Genomic DNA, 15,731 nt, shown 5'->3' on the forward strand with positions numbered 1-15,731 from the left:
GTGCCTGGTGATTCTGACGATCTCCACGACAGCACGACCGGCCACCGATCTCGGCTACCTGCTGCACAAGCACCCTGATCGGGTCCAGGAGTTCCCCCAATCCTGCGGTGTCGCCCGCGTGTTCTATCCCGAGGCGACCGTGGATCGCTGCACGGCAGCGCTGTTGCTGGATGTCGACTCGGTACGGCTCGCCCGCATGTCAGGCAGGTCTGCACCCGACTATGCGCTCGGCCAGTACGTCAACGATCGGCCCTACGCTGTCTCCTCGCTGTTGTCGGTGGCGTTGACGGAGGTATTCCGCACCGCCCGCGCCGGCCGGTGCACAATGAAACCCGAGCTCGCTGCCGCCCGGATACCGCTCGAGATTTCGTTGCCCGCATTGCCCTGTCGCGGTGGACCGGAGCTGGCCGAGCGACTTTTCGCCCCGCTGGGATGGACGGTCGTGGCCCGCGCCGTGCCGCTGGACGACGCCTTCCCCGAATGGGGCAACTCCCATTACGTGCGGCTCACCATGCGGGGTGACATCCGGCTCGCCGACGCACTCAATCACCTTCACGTGCTGCTTCCCGTGCTCGATGACGCCAAACACTATTGGGTCGCCTCCGACGAGGTCGACAAACTTATCCGGGCGGGCGGATCCTGGCTCACCGAGCACCCCGAAAGGACGCTGATCACCCGCCGCTATCTGCGGCACCAGTCCGCACTCACTCGCGCCGCCTTCGAGCGACTCGCCGAACTCGGGGACGATGTGGAGGCGCATCTGGAACCGCCGGTCGACGAAGAGCCCGACAACGACACGGTGACCGCGCCGGACACCTCGGTCCCGCCGCCGCTGAACCTGCTTCGGCGTGAGGCGGTCCTTCGAGTGCTCGACGAGCTGGACGCTCGCACGGTCATCGACCTCGGATGCGGGTCCGGTCAACTCGTTTCCGCGCTGCTGGACGATCCCGGCTATACCGAGATCGCCGGTGTGGACGTGTCGACGAGAGCGTTGACGATAGCGGGACGCCGCTTGCGGTTGGATCGGATGCCGGAGCGGCGCCGCACACGTCTGCAGCTGTTCCAGGCGGCGCTCACCTACACCGACAGAAGGTTCGCCGGCTACGACGCGGCAGTGCTGATGGAGGTTGTCGAGCACATCGACCCGCCACGGCTGCCCGCACTCGAACAGGTGGTGTTCGGCACGGCACGGCCCGGGCACGTGATCGTGACGACGCCGAACTCCGAGTACAACGTGCGTTACACCGACCTTCGGGGTATGCGCCACCCCGACCATCGCTTCGAGTGGTCCCGCGCCGAATTCGGTTCGTGGGCAGCCCATGTCGGCGAAGAATTCGGTTACACCGTCGACTTCCGCCCGGTGGGTGACGACGACCCCGACGTCGGTTCCCCCACTCAGATGGCGGTCTTCACCCGGGTGGGCGGCGCCGATGTCTGATATCTCGGTGCCGGCACTGTCGCTGGTCGTGCTCGTGGGAGTCTCGGGCAGCGGGAAATCTACGTTCGCTGCCCACCATTTCGCGCCCACCCAGGTGCTGTCGTCCGACTTCTGCCGCGGCCTGGTCGCCGACGACCAGAACGACCAGGCGGCAACGTCCGATGCCTTCGACGTGCTGCTCTACATTGCCGCAACCCGGCTGCGTCGGGGCCTGCTCACCGTCGTCGACGCCACGAACGTGCAGCGTGAAGCGCGCAAGGCGCTGATCGATCTGGCGAAGTCTCACGACGTCCTGGTGGACGCGATCGTGCTCGACGTCCCCGACGACGTCGCAATCACCCGCAACCAGGCCCGATCGGACCGCGACTTCGGGGCGCACGTGATCCGAAGGCAGCACAAGGATCTTCGGCGATCGTTGCCGAAGATGGGCCGCGAAGGTTTCCGGCGTGTGCACGTGCTGACCGGAGTGGACGACATCGCTGCGGCGACAGTGGCATTGGAGAAGGCATGGACCGACAAGCGTGAGCTGACCGGACCGTTCGACATCATCGGTGATGTACACGGCTGCCGGAGCGAACTTCAGACCCTGCTGCGCAAGCTCGGCTGGATGCTCGATCCCGACGGCGGCGGCGCGTCGCACCCCGAGGGCCGAACCGCGGTGTTCGTCGGCGACCTGGTCGACCGCGGACCCGACACCCCGGGAGTGCTGCGCCTGGTGATGGGCATGGTGACGGCCGGAACCGCCCTGTGCGTGTCGGGCAACCACGAACAGAAGCTCGCCCGGGCGCTGCACGGCCGGAAGGTCGCCACCTCGCACGGGCTGCAGCAGTCGCTCGATCAGCTCGCCGCGGAACCCGACGACTTCCGCAGGAACGCCCACGCCTTCATCGACGGTCTGATCAGTCACTACGAACTCGACGGTGGCAATCTGGTGGTTGCGCACGCCGGGTTGAAGGAGGCATACCACGGCCGCGCGTCTGCCCGGGTGCGCTCGTTCGCCTTGTACGGGGACACCACCGGCGAGACCGACGAGTACGGACTGCCGGTGCGCTACCCGTGGGCCCAGGACTATCGCGGCCGCGCCGTCGTCGTCTACGGCCACACCCCGGTGCCGGAGGCCGAGTGGAGCAACAACACCCTCTGCCTCGACACCGGCGTCGTCTTCGGCGGCAAGCTGACCGCCCTGCGCTACCCGAGCAGAGAAATGGTTTCCGTACCGGCGGAGCGGGTGTGGTTCGAACCGGTGCGCCCCCTCACCACCGGCTCGACCAGGTCGGGTCCCCCGGCACAGCGCGATCCGGGCCAGCTGTCCATCGACGACGTGCGCGGAACGCGGCACATCGACGTCCGGTACACCAAGGGGCGCATCAAGGTGCGCGAGGAGAACACCGCCGCTGCCCTCGAGATCATGAGCAGATTCGCCGTCGACCCGCGCTGGCTGGTGTACCTGCCGCCGACCATGGCCCCACCGGCCACCTCGAACCTCGACGGCTACCTGGAGCATCCGGCGCAGGCCCTCGCCGAGTTCGCATCCGACGGCGTCACCGAGCTCGTGTGCGAGGAGAAGCACATGGGTTCCCGGGCGATCGCCGTGCTGGCCCGCGATGCCGCGACCGCGGCGAAGCGGTTCGGCGTCACCGACGGCAGCTCGGGCATCGTCTACACCCGCACGGGGCGCCCGTTCTTCGACGATGCGACCACGATGAGTGAACTGGTCGACCGGCTACGCGCCGCATGCGGGCCGCTGATGGACGACCTGGAGTCATCGTGGCTGGTACTCGATTGCGAACTGCTGCCCTGGTCGGCGAAGGCGGGAGAGCTGATCCGCAGCCAGTACGCATCGGTCGGGGCCGCTGCTGGTGCATCGCTGCCGGACGCGATCGCCGCGCTCGAGCGCGCCGCCGCCCGCGGTCTGGACGTCGGCGAGCTGCTGGCCCGCACCCGAACCCGTGCGGTCAACGCCGATCGGTTCCGGAAGGCATATGCCCGATACTGCTGGCCGGTGACCGGACTGGACGGCGTGCGGCTGGCCCCGTTCCAGATCCTCGCCTACGAGGGCCGGGCGGCTGCGGTCACCGAACCACACTCCTGGCACCTCGCCAAGTTGGCGATGCTGGACGATCCTCTCGTCGCCGCCACCCGACACGTGTTCGTCGATCTCACCTCGGATGCGTCCCGGGACGCCGCAACCGCCTGGTGGTCACGACTGACCGATGCCGGCGGAGAAGGCATGGTGGTCAAGCCGGTCGGCCAGGCACCCGCGGAACTGGCACGCAGAAGGATTCAGCCGGGCATCAAGGTGCGGGGGCAGGAGTACCTGCGGATCATCTACGGTCCCGACTACACCGACAATCTCGACGTGCTCCGCGACCGGTCTCTGGGCCGCAAACGATCGATGGCCCTGCGTGAGCACGCGCTCGGGCTCGAGGCGCTGACCCGGCTGGCGGAAGGCGGCCCGCTATGGCGGGTGCACGAGCCGGTGTTCGCGGTGCTGGCGCTCGAGTCCGAGCCCGTGGACCCCCGGTTGTAGTCGGAGGGTCGCATCGTCCGGTCGGCGTGTCGACCATCCGTCCTCCCACCCGGTGGTTGGCCATGGGCATCGGACCTACCGCGGGTGAGAAACAACTCATCGACTACCTCGACGCACTCGGTCGCTCGTATTCTGTGTCGTCGTGTCGGTAGGAGCGCAGAACCAGGGAACCGCGTCGCGGGAACACAATGTGCAGATTCCTGCGCCGGCCCCGGCACGGTCGTTACTCCTCGGGGTTGCCGGCCAGGGCCGGCGGTGGCCGGGTGTGGTGCGCGCAGGGGCGGCGGCGGCGTTGCCCGCCCTCGCCGGGATTGCGCTCGGACACTCTGCGGTCGCAGCGACGGCCACGCTGGGCGCGTTCGCCGTCGTCTACGGCGAGGGCCGGGCGTACCGAGTGCGGTGGCGGGTGGTGTCGATCGCCGCCGCTGCACTGGTGTTCCTGGCGGGTGTGGGCGCCGCAGTCGGCGCATCGGTCCACGCGGCGGCGGCCGTGGGGAACTCCGCACTGGGGAATTCCGCGCTGTGGGCAACGGTGCTGGTCCTCACGATGACCCTCGTCGTCGCCGTCTGCGCGTTCGTCGTCGACGGCCTGCGACTCGGAGCCCCCGGCGCCTTCCTTCCCCTGCTGACCGTGGAGATCGCGTCGTCGCTGCCCGCTCTCGGTGTGTCGACGACGGAGGTGCTGGCCTGGACGGCTTCGGGAGCGGCATCGGCGTTGCTCGTCTCGATGTCCGGTGTCGTGGTGCGTCGACGCACCCCCGAGCGGGCCGCGGTCGCGGGAGCGGTCGCCGCAGTTGCTGCCGCGCACTCCGACAGTTCCTCACCGACTTCACGCCGGGACGCGGTGCGGGCGCTGCACGCCGCGTGGCAGTGTCTGCACGACGCCGCACTCGTCGGTCGCGATCACCCGCTGACCCGCACCCTGCATGCCGCTCACTTGCGGTGTGCGGCCATGGTGGACGGTCGCAACGTGGACCACGCCTCGGACACCGACGATCTGCGACCGCAGGTGCCGCTGCCCAGGCCGTCGATTCGTTACCGGCTCGGGCGGGCGGCTCATCCGCGGGGCCGGTCCTGGACCATCGTCGCTCGGCTGCTGGTGGCGTGCCCCGCCGCCGGTCTCCTGGCGCTGAGTCTCGATGTCGGACGGCCCGATTGGGCGGTGATCACCGCGGCGATGATCCTTCACCAGGGACCGGATCGCGTGCTGGGAACGTACCGCGGCCTTCACCGCTTCTTCGGCACCGTGCTCGGTCTCGGTCTGTTGGCGGTGCTCGCGACACTCGACCTGACGGCCGCCGCGCTGGTACTCGTCGTGGCTCTCCTGATGGCGGGGACGGAAGCTTTCCTGGTCCGCAACTACGGCGTGGCGATGGTGTTCATCACCCCGCTCGCCCTGATCGTCGGGAGTCTGGGGACGCAGATGGACCTCGGTGTCGTCACCCGGGATCGGCTCCTCGAAACCCTTCTCGGCGTGGCGGTCGCGCTTGTCGTGCTGTGGATCGTGCTTCCGCGTTCGCACCGGCGGATTCTGCGCGAGGCGGACGAACAAGTTGCCCACACGATCGGGCGGATCGCCGACACCCGTGACCCGGTTGCCGTCGCCGAACTCTGCCACGACCTCGAGTTCGACCTGCACGCTTCCACCACCGCCGCGATCACCGCAGCCCACACCGACCCGGCCTGGACCCGCACCCTGTGGCCCGAACATCACCACCTCCACGAACTCGGCTACCGCACCCTCGCCTGGCACCTCGGGCCCAGCATGTAGCCGGTCGCCGCCGAAGGGCGAATGATCGCCTACCGTTGCCCGGGAACATTCGACGATTGCTCGAAGAAACGGAACACTCATGTCAGTTTCGGAAATCCAGTTGAGTCGAACGATCGATGCGCCCGTAAGCGCGGTCTGGGCGGTCCTCACCGACCTGGACAACGCGGAGTCGGTGCTGAGCGGGGTGGAGAAGCTCGAACGGCTCGACTCGACGAATTACGAAGTCGGCACCCGGTGGCGGGAAACCCGGGTGTTGTTCGGCAAGTCGTCGACCGAAGAGATGTGGGTAGCGGAGATCGACCCGGAGAAGCGCACCGTGGTGAAGGCTGCCTCCCACGGGGCAAACTATACGACCGTGTTCACCCTGTCCCCTGCCGGTGACAGCACCACCCTGACCTTCCACTTCTCCGCAGAAGCGAACGACCTCGGCGCGTTCTCGCGATTCATGATGAGAATTTTCGGCTCCTTCGCCCTGAAGGCCACCACGAAGGCGATCCGGCGCGATCTCGACGACATCGCCGACGCCGCCGAGGAACGGGCCCACTGATCGCCCCTCATGCTGCACGGGGCCTCCGGCGTGGCCGACGGCCGACAGGACCCATGATCACGCGTGATGCGATTCAACGGTCGCCCCGGCCAGGACCTGACACGATATCGGGGTGACTGATTCAGGCCGCGTCCTCGTCCTCGGTTCGGGATTCGCCGGTTTATGGGCCGCGCTGGGGGCGGCGCGGCGACTCGAGGAACTCGACGTGACCGGCACCGTCGATGTCACGTTGATCAGCAAGCTGCCATTTCACGACATCCGGGTCCGCAACTACGAGGCAGACCTGAGCGCGTGCCGCATTCCGCTGAGCGACCTGCTCGACCCGGTTGACGTCGGGCACATCACAGCCGAGGTGACGGCGATCGACACCGCGGCTCGCACTGTCACCGTCGCGGATAGTGGAGGGCAGGGCGCCACGCAGGAATATGACCGCTTGGTCATCGCACTGGGCAGTCGGGTGGCGAAGCCCGATATTCCCGGTTTGCGGGAATTCGGCTTCGACGTGGACACCTACGACGGCGCACTGAAGCTGCAGCGCCATCTGGCGGCGCTGTCCGACGGCGGAGCGGACGTGAGTGCGGCGACCGTGGTGGTGGTCGGCGCCGGTCTCACGGGCATCGAAACGGCGTCCGAACTGCCCGGGATGCTCACGACAATGTGTGCCGGACGCAACCTCGACCCGCGGGTGGTGCTTATCGACCACAACCCCTACGTCGGTTCCGACATGGGGGCGTCGGCGCGACCGGTGATCGAAGCGGCGCTGTCCGAGAACGGGGTCGAAACGATGACCGGGGTCGGCGTCGCCGCCGTCGACGAGCGCGGCGTGACGCTCTCGTCCGGAGAGGTGCTGGCCGCGGGTACCGTCGTCTGGTGCGCGGGCATGCGGGCAAATCCGCTGACCGCCCAGCTTCCCGGAGACCGCGACCGGCTGGGTCGCCTGCCGGTCGACGACTATCTGCGAGTTCTCGGCTCACCCGGAGTATTCGCTGCCGGTGACGTCGCCGCGGCGTGGGTGGACGACGACCACCTGTCGGTGATGTCGTGCCAGCACGGGCGTCCGATGGGCCGCTACGCGGGCTACAACGTGATCGGTGATCTACTCGGAGAGCCGATGATGCCGCTCCGAATACCTTGGTACGCGACGGTTCTCGACCTGGGACCGGCGGGCGCGGTGTACACCGAGGGATGGGATCGCCAGGTGGTGGCGTACGGCGCGCAGGCCAAAGCCACCAAGGTCACCATCAACACCCAACGGATCTATCCCCCGTTGAACCGTGACCGCAACGCGCTGCTCGCGGCCGCCGCGCCGGTGCTGCAGGCGCGCCCCGACCCCGGCCAATGAGGCAGAGGCGCTCCGCGCCCGTGCGCCTTCCTGGTAGCTGGGACAACCAGTAATGGCGCACGGGCCGCGGAGCCGCCCATTGCCTCCAGCCGATTGGAAGAGCAGTGTGAAACACGGGGAATGACCGGCGACGCCGTGTCGGCGCCGCCCTGAGGAGAAAGGTGCCGATCGTGTTCGCACGCTCAACCACAATTCATTCGCACCCGTCATACATCGACGCCGGGATCAAGCACTTTCGGGACACCGTGATGCCCGCACTGGCGGACATCGAGGGCTGTCTCGGTATGTCCCTTCTCGTCGATCGTGATTCGGGCCGTTGCATCGCGACCAGCTCGTGGCGGGACGAGGAATCTCTACGCGCCAGCGAGGGACCGGTGCAGAATCTGCGTGACACCGCCGCCGAAATTTTCCACGGCACCACCGAGGTGTCGCGGTGGGACATCGCGGTCATGCATCGCGACCACCATTCGGAGCGCGGGGCCTGTTGCCGCGTCACGTGGATCAAGACCGAGCCGGCCCACATGGACCGCGGCGTCGACATGTGGAAAATGGCCGCACTACCCAAGATGGAGGAACTCGACGGCTTCTGCAGCGCCAGCCTGATGCTCGATCACGCCGCAGGTCGCGGGGTGTCGTCGCTGACATTCGACAGCGCCGAAGCGATGGAACGCAACAGGGAACGCGTCGACAGCATCCGCGACGAAACAGCCCGTGAGGCGAACGCCGAGGTGCTCGACACGTGCGAGTTCGAGCTCGCCATCGCCCACCTGCACGTCCCCGAGATGGCGTGACTTGTCGGATGGTCGAGAAGGCACACCGCTCGGTATGCGGCGGTGTGCCCATCCATCTCTTCGCCCCGCTTTCGCGCGCCGGGGGCACTGCGGTCGGCTGAGTACGGGGGCAGAATCGGGAGGGTGGCAATCCATCGGCCCGCACTGCCTCTGCGCCCGGTAAAACCGATGTTGGCGACGCTCGGCCCTCCCCCGGGCGGGGACGACTGGGCGGTGGAGATGAAGTACGACGGCATCCGCGCCGTCGCCACGGTCACCGCAGACTCCGTGAATCTGTTCAGCCGCAACTGTGCCGACATCACCGCCGAGTACTCGCAGATCGCCGTCGGACTCTCCGACATAGACGCAGGCCGTGGCGTAGTAATCGACGGCGAGATCGTCGCTGCCGCGACTGGGCCGGCATATTGCGTCTTCGATTTGATGGCGCACCGGGGGGCGCCGACCCTGCGCTGGCCCTACCTCGAGCGCCGCCAGCTCCTGGCCGACGCCGGTCTCGAAAGCGAGGTCGTGCATGTGGCCCCGTACTGGGTCGACGTTGAGGGCGAGGCAATGCTCGAGGTGGCCGACGAGCACGGTTTCGACGGGCTCGTCGGGAAAAGGGTGACCTCCCCGTATCTCCCTGGACGGCGCTCACCGGACTGGGTGAAGACCCCGCTCCTCGACAGCGCAGAGGTGATCGTCGGCGGGTGGGAGGCGACCGGCCGCGGTGGGCTGCGGTCGCTGATCGTCGGTGCCCACCGAGATGGGGTCGGCTTGGTGTTCGTCGGGGAGGTCGGCTCCGGCTTCAGTGAAGCCGACCGGCGGCGGACGCTTGCGCTGCTCCGACCATTCGAACGCCCCACCAGTCCGTTCGACAACCAGGTCCCCGATGAGCTTGCCCGCCATGCCCGCTGGGTCGAACCGATCCTCGTCGGCACCGTCGAGTACCGCGAGTTCACCCTGAACCGGCGGCTCCACCGCCCATCGTGGAAGGGTTTCCGAGCGGGCATAGACCCCAGTTGGGTGACCATCGAGAAATTGCCGTAGACCCGCGCCCCACAGCGATCAGAGTGTCTCGAGCTCTGCGTCGCGGGCGACAACGGGTGTGGGTGCGGTGCGCCGATGCGCCAGGTACAGGGCAAGGCCGGTGAAGATCAATCCGCCGACCAGGTTGCCGAGCACGGTGGGGATTTCGTTCCAGATCAGGTAGTCGAGGAGGGTGAAGTCGCCGCCGAGCAGCAGACCCGAGGGAAACAGGAACATATTGACGACGGAATGTTCGAATGCCATTGCGAAGAACAGCATGATGGGCATCCACATTGCGATGACCTTGCCGGGGATGTCGGTGGCGATCATTGCCCCGGCAACCCCCGTCGACACCATCCAGTTGCACAGGACGCCGCGTATGAACAGGGTCAGCATGCCCGAGGCACCGTACTCGGCGTAACCCAGTGTGCGCGATTCGCCGAGATGGCCGATGGCCTCACCGATCTGGTTGGGCTCGGTTGCGAATCCATAGGTGAAGACGATCGCCATCATCACGGCGACGGTGAACGCGCCGAGGAAGTTGCCGAGGAACACCAGTCCCCAGTTCCGGAGCACCCCGACACCGGTTATCCCGGGCCGCTTGTCGAGCCAGGCCATCGGGGCGAGCACGAAGACACCGGTGAGGAGGTCGTAGCCGAGGAGGTACAGCATGCAGAAACCGGCAGGGAAGAGCAGCGCACCGATGAGCGGTTGGCCGGTCTGCACGCCGACCGTGACGGCGAAGACCGCACCGAGGGCGAGTATCGCGCCTCCCATATAGGCGCGAATCACGGTGTCGCGTGTGGACATCAACACCTTGGACGCACCGGCATCGATCATCGCCGTGACCAAGTCGGATGGCTTGACGTAGGACAACGTGGCTCTCCTTGTGGGACGGTGCCGAACCGGATGCTTCGGCATTTCGAGCGACAGTAGAAACGACGCGTTAACTATCTGAACCCGCCGATTGTCCGGCCGGTAACGAACCGCTCACGACCATCCCGCCACCTGTGTGATGAACAGCCAGTCCAACGCTAGTCGACGCTCAGAGCTTGTACCCGATGGTCCTGAGCAGAGCCTGACGGTCGGCGACATCGGCACTCGTCTCGACGCCGGCAGGTGTGAACCCGTCGATCACTCCGGCGATGCCCCTTCCGAGTTCCGTCTCGGCCACGATGATCTCGACCCGATTGGCCGTAGCGCAGAAGATGCCGCACACCTCGGGCACCTGCTTCAGCGTGTTCAGCACATTGACCGGATAACCCTCCTCCACGAACACGAAGAAGGAGTGGCCCGCACCGACCGCGATCGCGTTGCGCGTGGCCAACTCGACGAGACGGTCGTCGTTGCCCGAACAGCGCACGAGGCGGGGACCCGACGCCTCGCAGAACGCCACCCCGAACCGCAGGTGCGGACTTACTCCAGCCAGTGCTTCGTGCAGATCTTCGACCGTCTTGATGAAATGGGCCTGCCCGACGATCACATTCATGTCGTCAGGCTTGTCGATCGCCACGGTATGCAACTCCACGATCGTCTCCTCCATTGCCTGCGGCCGCGCAAGCCGGCATCGATCTCAGTGTGCGCCGCTCCGGCGACGGGTACAACGCCTGTGCCGCGAGGGCACACCGGTGACTCGCCGGCCAGGGTGGTTCAACCGGGCATGGTCTCGCCGCCGAGCGGTGCGAGAACCTCCCCGCTGTAGTACGACGACAGCAGACCCGCAGCGAAGAACACGTACGAGGGGGCGATCTCGTCCGGTTGCGCGGCTCGCCCGTAGGGGGCCTGTTTGCCGAAGTCCGCCACCTTCTCCTCGTCCATGGTGGCAGGAATCAGCGGTGTCCAGACCGGGCCCGGGGCGACACAGTTGACGCGGATTCCCCGCTCGAGCAGTGCCTGCGCCAACGAGTACGTCAGTGCGTTCACCGCACCCTTGGTGGCGGAGTAGTCGATCAGCGACTTGTTGCCACGCAGCCCGTTCACCGAACCGGTGTTGATGATGGCCGAGCCGGGGGCCAGGTGTGGGACAGCGGCCTTGGTCACGTGGAAAAAGCTGTCGATATTGACGGAAAACGTGCGGCGCCATTGGTCGTCGGACAGGTCGAGGAAGTCATCGACGGGCTCTTGGTATGCCACGTTGTTCACGACGACGTCGAGTCCGCCCAACTCGGACACCGTGCGTTCGACGATGTCACGGCAATGGTGAGGGTCGGCCAGGTCACCGGGGAAGACGCGGCACTTCCGACCCTCGGCCGCGACCAGTTCTGCGGTGTGGCCGGCGTCGTCGCTCTCCTCGAGATAGGCGATGGCCACGTCGGCGCCCTCTTTCGCGAAGGCGACGGCGACTGCCCGGCCGATGCCCGAGTCGCCCCCGGTGATCAGGGCCTTCTTGCCCGCAAGCAGATCTCTGCCGCGGTAGGCGCGCATCTCGTCCTGCGGCTGGTCGGCCATCTCGGCGGTGTGGCCGGGGTAGTCGATGGTGTGCGGGGCACGTTCGCTCACTGTTACCTCCGAAGGGTCGAGTTCGGCTGTGTCGTCACCTCGCCGGTTACCCCGCCGGGGTGGTGTGAACCCGAACCCGGACCGCACCCCGTTGTCGCGAACCGGCCCCTCAGCGGATCCGCACGTTGCGCGCCTGGTCGCCCGTCGCCGTCCGGCACACCTCGAACCTCACGGTTTGCCCCTCGGTGAGGCAGCGGTGGCCGTCTCCGGCGATTTCGGAGATGTGCACGAACACATCCTCGGATCCGTCGTCGGGGGCGATGAATCCGAACCCCTGATCCGCGTTGAACCATCGCACGGTCCCGGTGCGCAGGCCCCGATCCGTCGAACGTGCCAGCGTATCTCCGGTGCTCATCGCACCGACCTCCGGTCGGCCATGCCGTGGAGCGCGGCCGCCACCCACAGACTCGATCCGAGCAGCCCCACCAGCAGAGTTACGTTGAGCATTGCGCCTCCTCCGAACACCGGACACGACCGTGTCGCTGTCGATTCCCCCGAAGATAGGGTCTCGAAACGCGGGACGGGCGCCATTTGCGCGCGGAGGATGCCGAATCGAAATCTTTGGGCCGGCCACCACCTGTCGTCGCAATAAGAAGACATTCGCATGCGCGCCCACACAAGATCTGTTTTGACAGATATAGATTTTGTTGTACGGTCGTATCGTTCGAATCTGAAGGGAACACGGAAGAACCCCGGTTCTTTCGACAAGAAGTTCCAGAAATCGGGAAGGACGACGGGCGTGATGGAGCACAGTTCTTGCGGTGGGCGGGTTCACATACCTGGTTCGCGGCTGCGGCCGGGGGGTACGCGGTGACCACACCCGCGGGATCGACCCGGGCCGGCAGTTGGACGTTGTCGACGGAAGAGTTGAAGAACCGGCTCGAGTGGATGTTCGAGCACACCGCCACCGAGACCGCCGACTCGTCGTCCTGAACGACGGCCCCCGCGCAACCGACACCGTTGCCGGTACACGGCAGTAGCGAACGAGAGGATCGAGAATGTCGAAATTCACCGTGCCAGGCCTGTCCGCGGAGCAGGGTTCGCAAGTCGCCGACACCCTGCAGAAACGGCTCAGCGCCTACAACGATCTGCACCTGACGCTCAAGCACATCCATTGGAACGTGGTGGGGCCGAACTTCATCGGCGTCCACGAGATGATCGACCCGCAGGTCGAATTGGTCCGCGGATACGCGGATGCGGCCGCCGAGCGTATTGCCGCCCTGGGCAAGTCACCGGACGGCACACCCGCGGCCATCGGGCGGGACCGTACGTGGGACGACTACTCGGTCGGCCGCGACACCGCCCAGGCGCACCTAGCCGCGCTCGATCTCGTCTACACCGGCGTTATCGAGGACAATCGCAAGGCCATCGAAGAATTCGGCGATATCGACCCCATCACCGAGGACCTGTTGATCGGGCAGACCGCCGAACTCGAGAAGTTCCAGTGGTTCGTTCGCGCTCATCTCGAAAATTCGGGTGGGTCACTCGCCAACGAAGGCGCACACTCGGAGAAGCAGGCCGCGGCGCAGGCTCGTTGATCGTCGGCATTTCTGTCCGACCCGAACACGCATCACCTATTCGAGCGTCACCTGACCGAGTGATCCCGGCCGTACCGGGATCGCTCGCTTCCGAAAGGACACTTCCGTGCTAGGACTGGGAATTATCGGCTGGATCATCATCGGCGGACTCGCCGGCTGGATCGGCAGCAAGATCATGAAGACCGATGCTCAGATGGGCATCCTCCTCAACATCGTCGTCGGCATCATCGGCGGACTGCTCGGTGGTTTCCTCCTCAAACTGCTCAATGTGGACGTCGAAGGGGGCGGTCTCTGGTTCAGCTTCTTCACCTGCCTCCTCGGGGCCGTGATTCTCCTGTTCCTCGTCAAGCTGGTCACCGGACGCACCGCCGCCCGCCGCTGACCGCAACCGAAGTAGAGGGCCTGCCCATCCGAGAGGATGGGCAGGCCCTTTTGGTCACCGAGTGGGACCCGTTGGTCTCGGCGTACTCCTCGCAGCGGATCCGGAGGACACCGCGGTCGAGCAGCCGCGAGGCAACCGCCTCCACCCGTTCCCGCCGGATGTCAAAAGTCCCGTCGTACCCGTTGCGGGGACGCCCACACCGCCACGTTTCGCGCGGCGCGAGTCGGGGCACCCGTAGCGGACAGGAGGTGTGAACAGCACGCACGCCGATCTCCCGCATCGGAGGCTGCCCGGGCAGAAAGCGACCAGATTCGACATGGACGAGACGGAACTTCTCCAGACGCTCACCAGGGTGGTGAGCACGCTGAACGACACGGGTATCCGGTTCGCGGTCGCCGGCGGCTGCGCCGTCTACGCGCGCGGTGGACCGCCGTCCGATCACGATGTCGACATCTTCCTGAAAGAAGAGGACGCGGAGTCCGCACTGCGCGCGCTCGAAGCCGCCGGGATGACCCGGGTGGTTCCGCCCGAGGACTGGCTCGTCAAGGTCTACGACGGTGAAGTGCTGGTCGATCTGGTTTTCCGGCCCAACTACCAGCCCGTCACCGACGAGCTCTTCGAACGCGCGACGTGGATGCGGGTCGGCCCCACCGCGGCGCTGGTGATCAGTGCTACCGACCTCATGGTCGACAAACTCCTCGTGCTGGACGCGCACCGATGCGACTTCGTCCCGCTGCTGCGTATCGCCCGAGATCTGCGCGAGCAGGTCGATTGGCAGGAGGTAGAGCTCAGCGCCGGCGAATCACCCTACGCGCGGGCATTTCTAGCCCTACTCGGCGACCTTCACATCTCCGACGGCACGGGCAGTGGCCATCACTCGCCGCCGGCAACCGAGGAGAGCGCATGAATCCGGAAGAGCAGCCGCCCCAGTACCTTGTCGCGCATCTACGGCGCGCGCTCGCGGAGGACCCACGCACGTCCGAACTCGGCGTGCGAATTTCGGTGCGCGCGAACCAGGTCTACCTGAGCGGAGAAGTGAGCTGCGCCCACCGCAGGGACGATCTGGAAGTCGTTGTGCGCGAGCATCTTCCCACCATGTCGGTGCGCAACGATGTCCAGGTCGTGGACAGTCGTGAACCGGCAGGCCGAGAGGAACTCGACTGATGCGCATTGCAGCTGTCGGTGACGTGCACCTCGCCGAGGACGCGCGCGGTCTGCTTCGTCCCGCACTCGACAAACTCCACGAACACGCCGATGTGCTGTTGCTCGCGGGTGACCTGACCCGCCACGGCACCGTCGAAGAAGCTTCGGTGGTCGCCGACGAATTCCGGAATCTCGGCGTTCCGGTGATCGCGGTTCTCGGAAACCACGATCACCACTGCGATGCCGCCGATGAGATCACCGCACTCCTCGAAAGCCGGGACATCACCGTTCTCGAAGGAACCACTGCCACCGTTGCGGTGGATGGTCAGACCCTCGGCGTAGCGGGAATCAAAGGGTTCGGTGGCGGGTTCGCGGGCAAATGCGCGAGCGCCTTCGGGGAGCGGCAAATGAAGGACTTCGCCGGTCATACCGTGGAGGTCGCGGCGGAGCTGCGCCGTGCCCTGTCGACCCTCGAGACCGACATCCGGGTTGCCCTCACCCACTACTCGCCGATCTCCGACACCTTGCACGGTGAGCCCCCCGAGATCTATCCCTTCCTCGGGTCGTATCTCCTCGGCGAACCGATCGACGAGTTCGGTGTCGACCTCGCCGTGCACGGCCATGCTCACGCGGGACGCGAACGCGGCACCACCCCTGGCGGCGTTCGCGTGCGCAATGTTGCGCAACCCGTGATTCACTCCGCTTACGCGGTGTACGGAATTCACACGGAATGAACGAATTCGGT

17 protein-coding genes are annotated in these 15,731 nt (G+C 66.3%); 13 read left to right on the forward strand and 4 right to left on the reverse strand.

The window, feature by feature from the left end:
- Positions 1-7 precede the first annotated feature (7 nt).
- From R4P95_RS10610 to R4P95_RS10640, 7 genes are all read left to right on the forward strand, one after another.
- Positions 8-1,438 carry a 3' terminal RNA ribose 2'-O-methyltransferase Hen1 gene (locus R4P95_RS10610; protein ID WP_317744892.1) on the forward strand — a complete coding sequence of 477 codons (1,431 nt, stop codon included), beginning with the start codon at positions 8-10 and terminating at the stop codon, positions 1,436-1,438.
- A complete protein-coding gene (locus tag R4P95_RS10615; protein ID WP_317744890.1) occupies positions 1,431-3,968 on the forward strand; it encodes a polynucleotide kinase-phosphatase in 2,538 nt (845 codons plus the stop codon). The genes R4P95_RS10610 and R4P95_RS10615 overlap by 8 nt, the downstream gene beginning before the upstream one ends.
- A 190-nt stretch (positions 3,969-4,158) precedes the next feature.
- Positions 4,159-5,739 (forward strand): FUSC family protein, encoded by a 1,581-nt coding sequence (locus R4P95_RS10620; protein ID WP_317745122.1) that lies wholly within the window; start codon positions 4,159-4,161, stop codon positions 5,737-5,739.
- A 79-nt stretch (positions 5,740-5,818) separates the two neighbouring features.
- A complete protein-coding gene (locus tag R4P95_RS10625; RefSeq protein WP_317744887.1) occupies positions 5,819-6,286 on the forward strand; it encodes an SRPBCC family protein in 468 nt (155 codons plus the stop codon).
- A gap of 112 nt (positions 6,287-6,398) precedes the next feature.
- A complete protein-coding gene (locus tag R4P95_RS10630) occupies positions 6,399-7,628 on the forward strand; it encodes an NAD(P)/FAD-dependent oxidoreductase (RefSeq protein WP_317744885.1) in 1,230 nt (409 codons plus the stop codon).
- 161 nt (positions 7,629-7,789) lie between these two features.
- The gene (locus R4P95_RS10635; RefSeq protein WP_159922382.1) at positions 7,790-8,419 is read left to right on the forward strand and encodes an antibiotic biosynthesis monooxygenase; all 630 of its coding nucleotides are present in this window, start codon (positions 7,790-7,792) and stop codon (positions 8,417-8,419) included.
- 123 nt (positions 8,420-8,542) lie between these two features.
- Complete coding sequence (locus R4P95_RS10640; RefSeq protein ID WP_317744883.1) at positions 8,543-9,445, forward strand: DNA ligase; 903 nt, start codon at positions 8,543-8,545, stop codon at positions 9,443-9,445.
- Positions 9,446-9,463: 18 nt separating this feature from the next.
- Here the strand turns inward: R4P95_RS10640 and R4P95_RS10645 are convergent, their stop codons facing one another.
- The 4 genes from R4P95_RS10645 to R4P95_RS10660 all read right to left on the reverse strand — a co-directional run bounded on the left by R4P95_RS10645 (position 9,464) and on the right by R4P95_RS10660 (position 12,278).
- Complete coding sequence (locus R4P95_RS10645; RefSeq protein WP_213572102.1) at positions 9,464-10,300, reverse strand: formate/nitrite transporter family protein; 837 nt, start codon at positions 10,298-10,300, stop codon at positions 9,464-9,466.
- A gap of 169 nt (positions 10,301-10,469) precedes the next feature.
- Positions 10,470-10,952 carry an adenosine-specific kinase gene (locus tag R4P95_RS10650; RefSeq protein ID WP_213572103.1) on the reverse strand — a complete coding sequence of 161 codons (483 nt, stop codon included), beginning with the start codon at positions 10,950-10,952 and terminating at the stop codon, positions 10,470-10,472.
- 122 nt (positions 10,953-11,074) lie between these two features.
- Positions 11,075-11,872 (reverse strand): SDR family oxidoreductase, encoded by a 798-nt coding sequence (locus R4P95_RS10655; protein WP_213577998.1) that lies wholly within the window; start codon positions 11,870-11,872, stop codon positions 11,075-11,077.
- 160 nt (positions 11,873-12,032) lie between these two features.
- Positions 12,033-12,278 (reverse strand): cold-shock protein, encoded by a 246-nt coding sequence (locus R4P95_RS10660; protein ID WP_397517632.1) that lies wholly within the window; start codon positions 12,276-12,278, stop codon positions 12,033-12,035.
- Positions 12,279-12,733: 455 nt separating this feature from the next.
- On the opposite strand from R4P95_RS10660, the gene R4P95_RS10665 reads away from it, so the two are divergent.
- The 6 genes from R4P95_RS10665 (at position 12,734) to R4P95_RS10690 (ending at position 15,720) form a co-directional block, all read left to right on the forward strand.
- On the forward strand, positions 12,734-12,856 hold the full coding sequence (locus R4P95_RS10665; RefSeq protein ID WP_257792479.1) for a hypothetical protein: 123 nt from the start codon (positions 12,734-12,736) through the stop codon (positions 12,854-12,856).
- 65 nt (positions 12,857-12,921) lie between these two features.
- Positions 12,922-13,461: a Dps family protein gene (locus tag R4P95_RS10670; RefSeq protein WP_159922372.1), complete on the forward strand. Its 540-nt coding sequence runs from the start codon at positions 12,922-12,924 to the stop codon at positions 13,459-13,461.
- Between the two features lie 106 nt (positions 13,462-13,567).
- Positions 13,568-13,843, forward strand: a complete 276-nt coding sequence (locus tag R4P95_RS10675) for a GlsB/YeaQ/YmgE family stress response membrane protein (RefSeq protein ID WP_109329916.1) — start codon at positions 13,568-13,570, stop codon at positions 13,841-13,843.
- A gap of 250 nt (positions 13,844-14,093) precedes the next feature.
- Positions 14,094-14,750, forward strand: coding sequence for a nucleotidyltransferase (locus R4P95_RS10680; RefSeq protein ID WP_317744879.1), 657 nt, complete (start codon positions 14,094-14,096; stop codon positions 14,748-14,750).
- Entirely contained in the window at positions 14,747-15,007 is a 261-nt protein-coding gene (locus tag R4P95_RS10685; RefSeq protein ID WP_317744877.1) for a BON domain-containing protein, read from the forward strand. Before R4P95_RS10680 ends, R4P95_RS10685 begins: the two co-directional genes overlap by 4 nt.
- Positions 15,004-15,720: a metallophosphoesterase gene (locus R4P95_RS10690; protein ID WP_317745120.1), complete on the forward strand. Its 717-nt coding sequence runs from the start codon at positions 15,004-15,006 to the stop codon at positions 15,718-15,720. The genes R4P95_RS10685 and R4P95_RS10690 overlap by 4 nt, the downstream gene beginning before the upstream one ends.
- Positions 15,721-15,731: the final 11 nt, after the last annotated feature.

This window comes from Rhodococcus sp. IEGM 27 (assembly GCF_033142305.1).
Taxonomy (GTDB): domain Bacteria; phylum Actinomycetota; class Actinomycetes; order Mycobacteriales; family Mycobacteriaceae; genus Rhodococcus_F; species Rhodococcus_F oxybenzonivorans.

What these genes read in the sequence shown, in the direction of transcription:
- R4P95_RS10615 (WP_317744890.1), top strand. Translation starts at nt 1,431, where the DNA reads ATGTCTGATATCTCGGTGCCGGCACTGTCGCTGGTCGTGCTCGTGGGA.
- R4P95_RS10625 (WP_317744887.1), top strand. Translation starts at nt 5,819, where the DNA reads ATGTCAGTTTCGGAAATCCAGTTGAGTCGAACGATCGATGCGCCCGTA.
- R4P95_RS10655 (WP_213577998.1), bottom strand. Translation starts at nt 11,872, where the DNA reads ATGGCCGACCAGCCGCAGGACGAGATGCGCGCCTACCGCGGCAGAGAT.
- R4P95_RS10660 (WP_397517632.1), bottom strand. Translation starts at nt 12,278, where the DNA reads ATGAGCACCGGAGATACGCTGGCACGTTCGACGGATCGGGGCCTGCGC.
- R4P95_RS10670 (WP_159922372.1), top strand. Translation starts at nt 12,922, where the DNA reads ATGTCGAAATTCACCGTGCCAGGCCTGTCCGCGGAGCAGGGTTCGCAA.
- R4P95_RS10685 (WP_317744877.1), top strand. Translation starts at nt 14,747, where the DNA reads ATGAATCCGGAAGAGCAGCCGCCCCAGTACCTTGTCGCGCATCTACGG.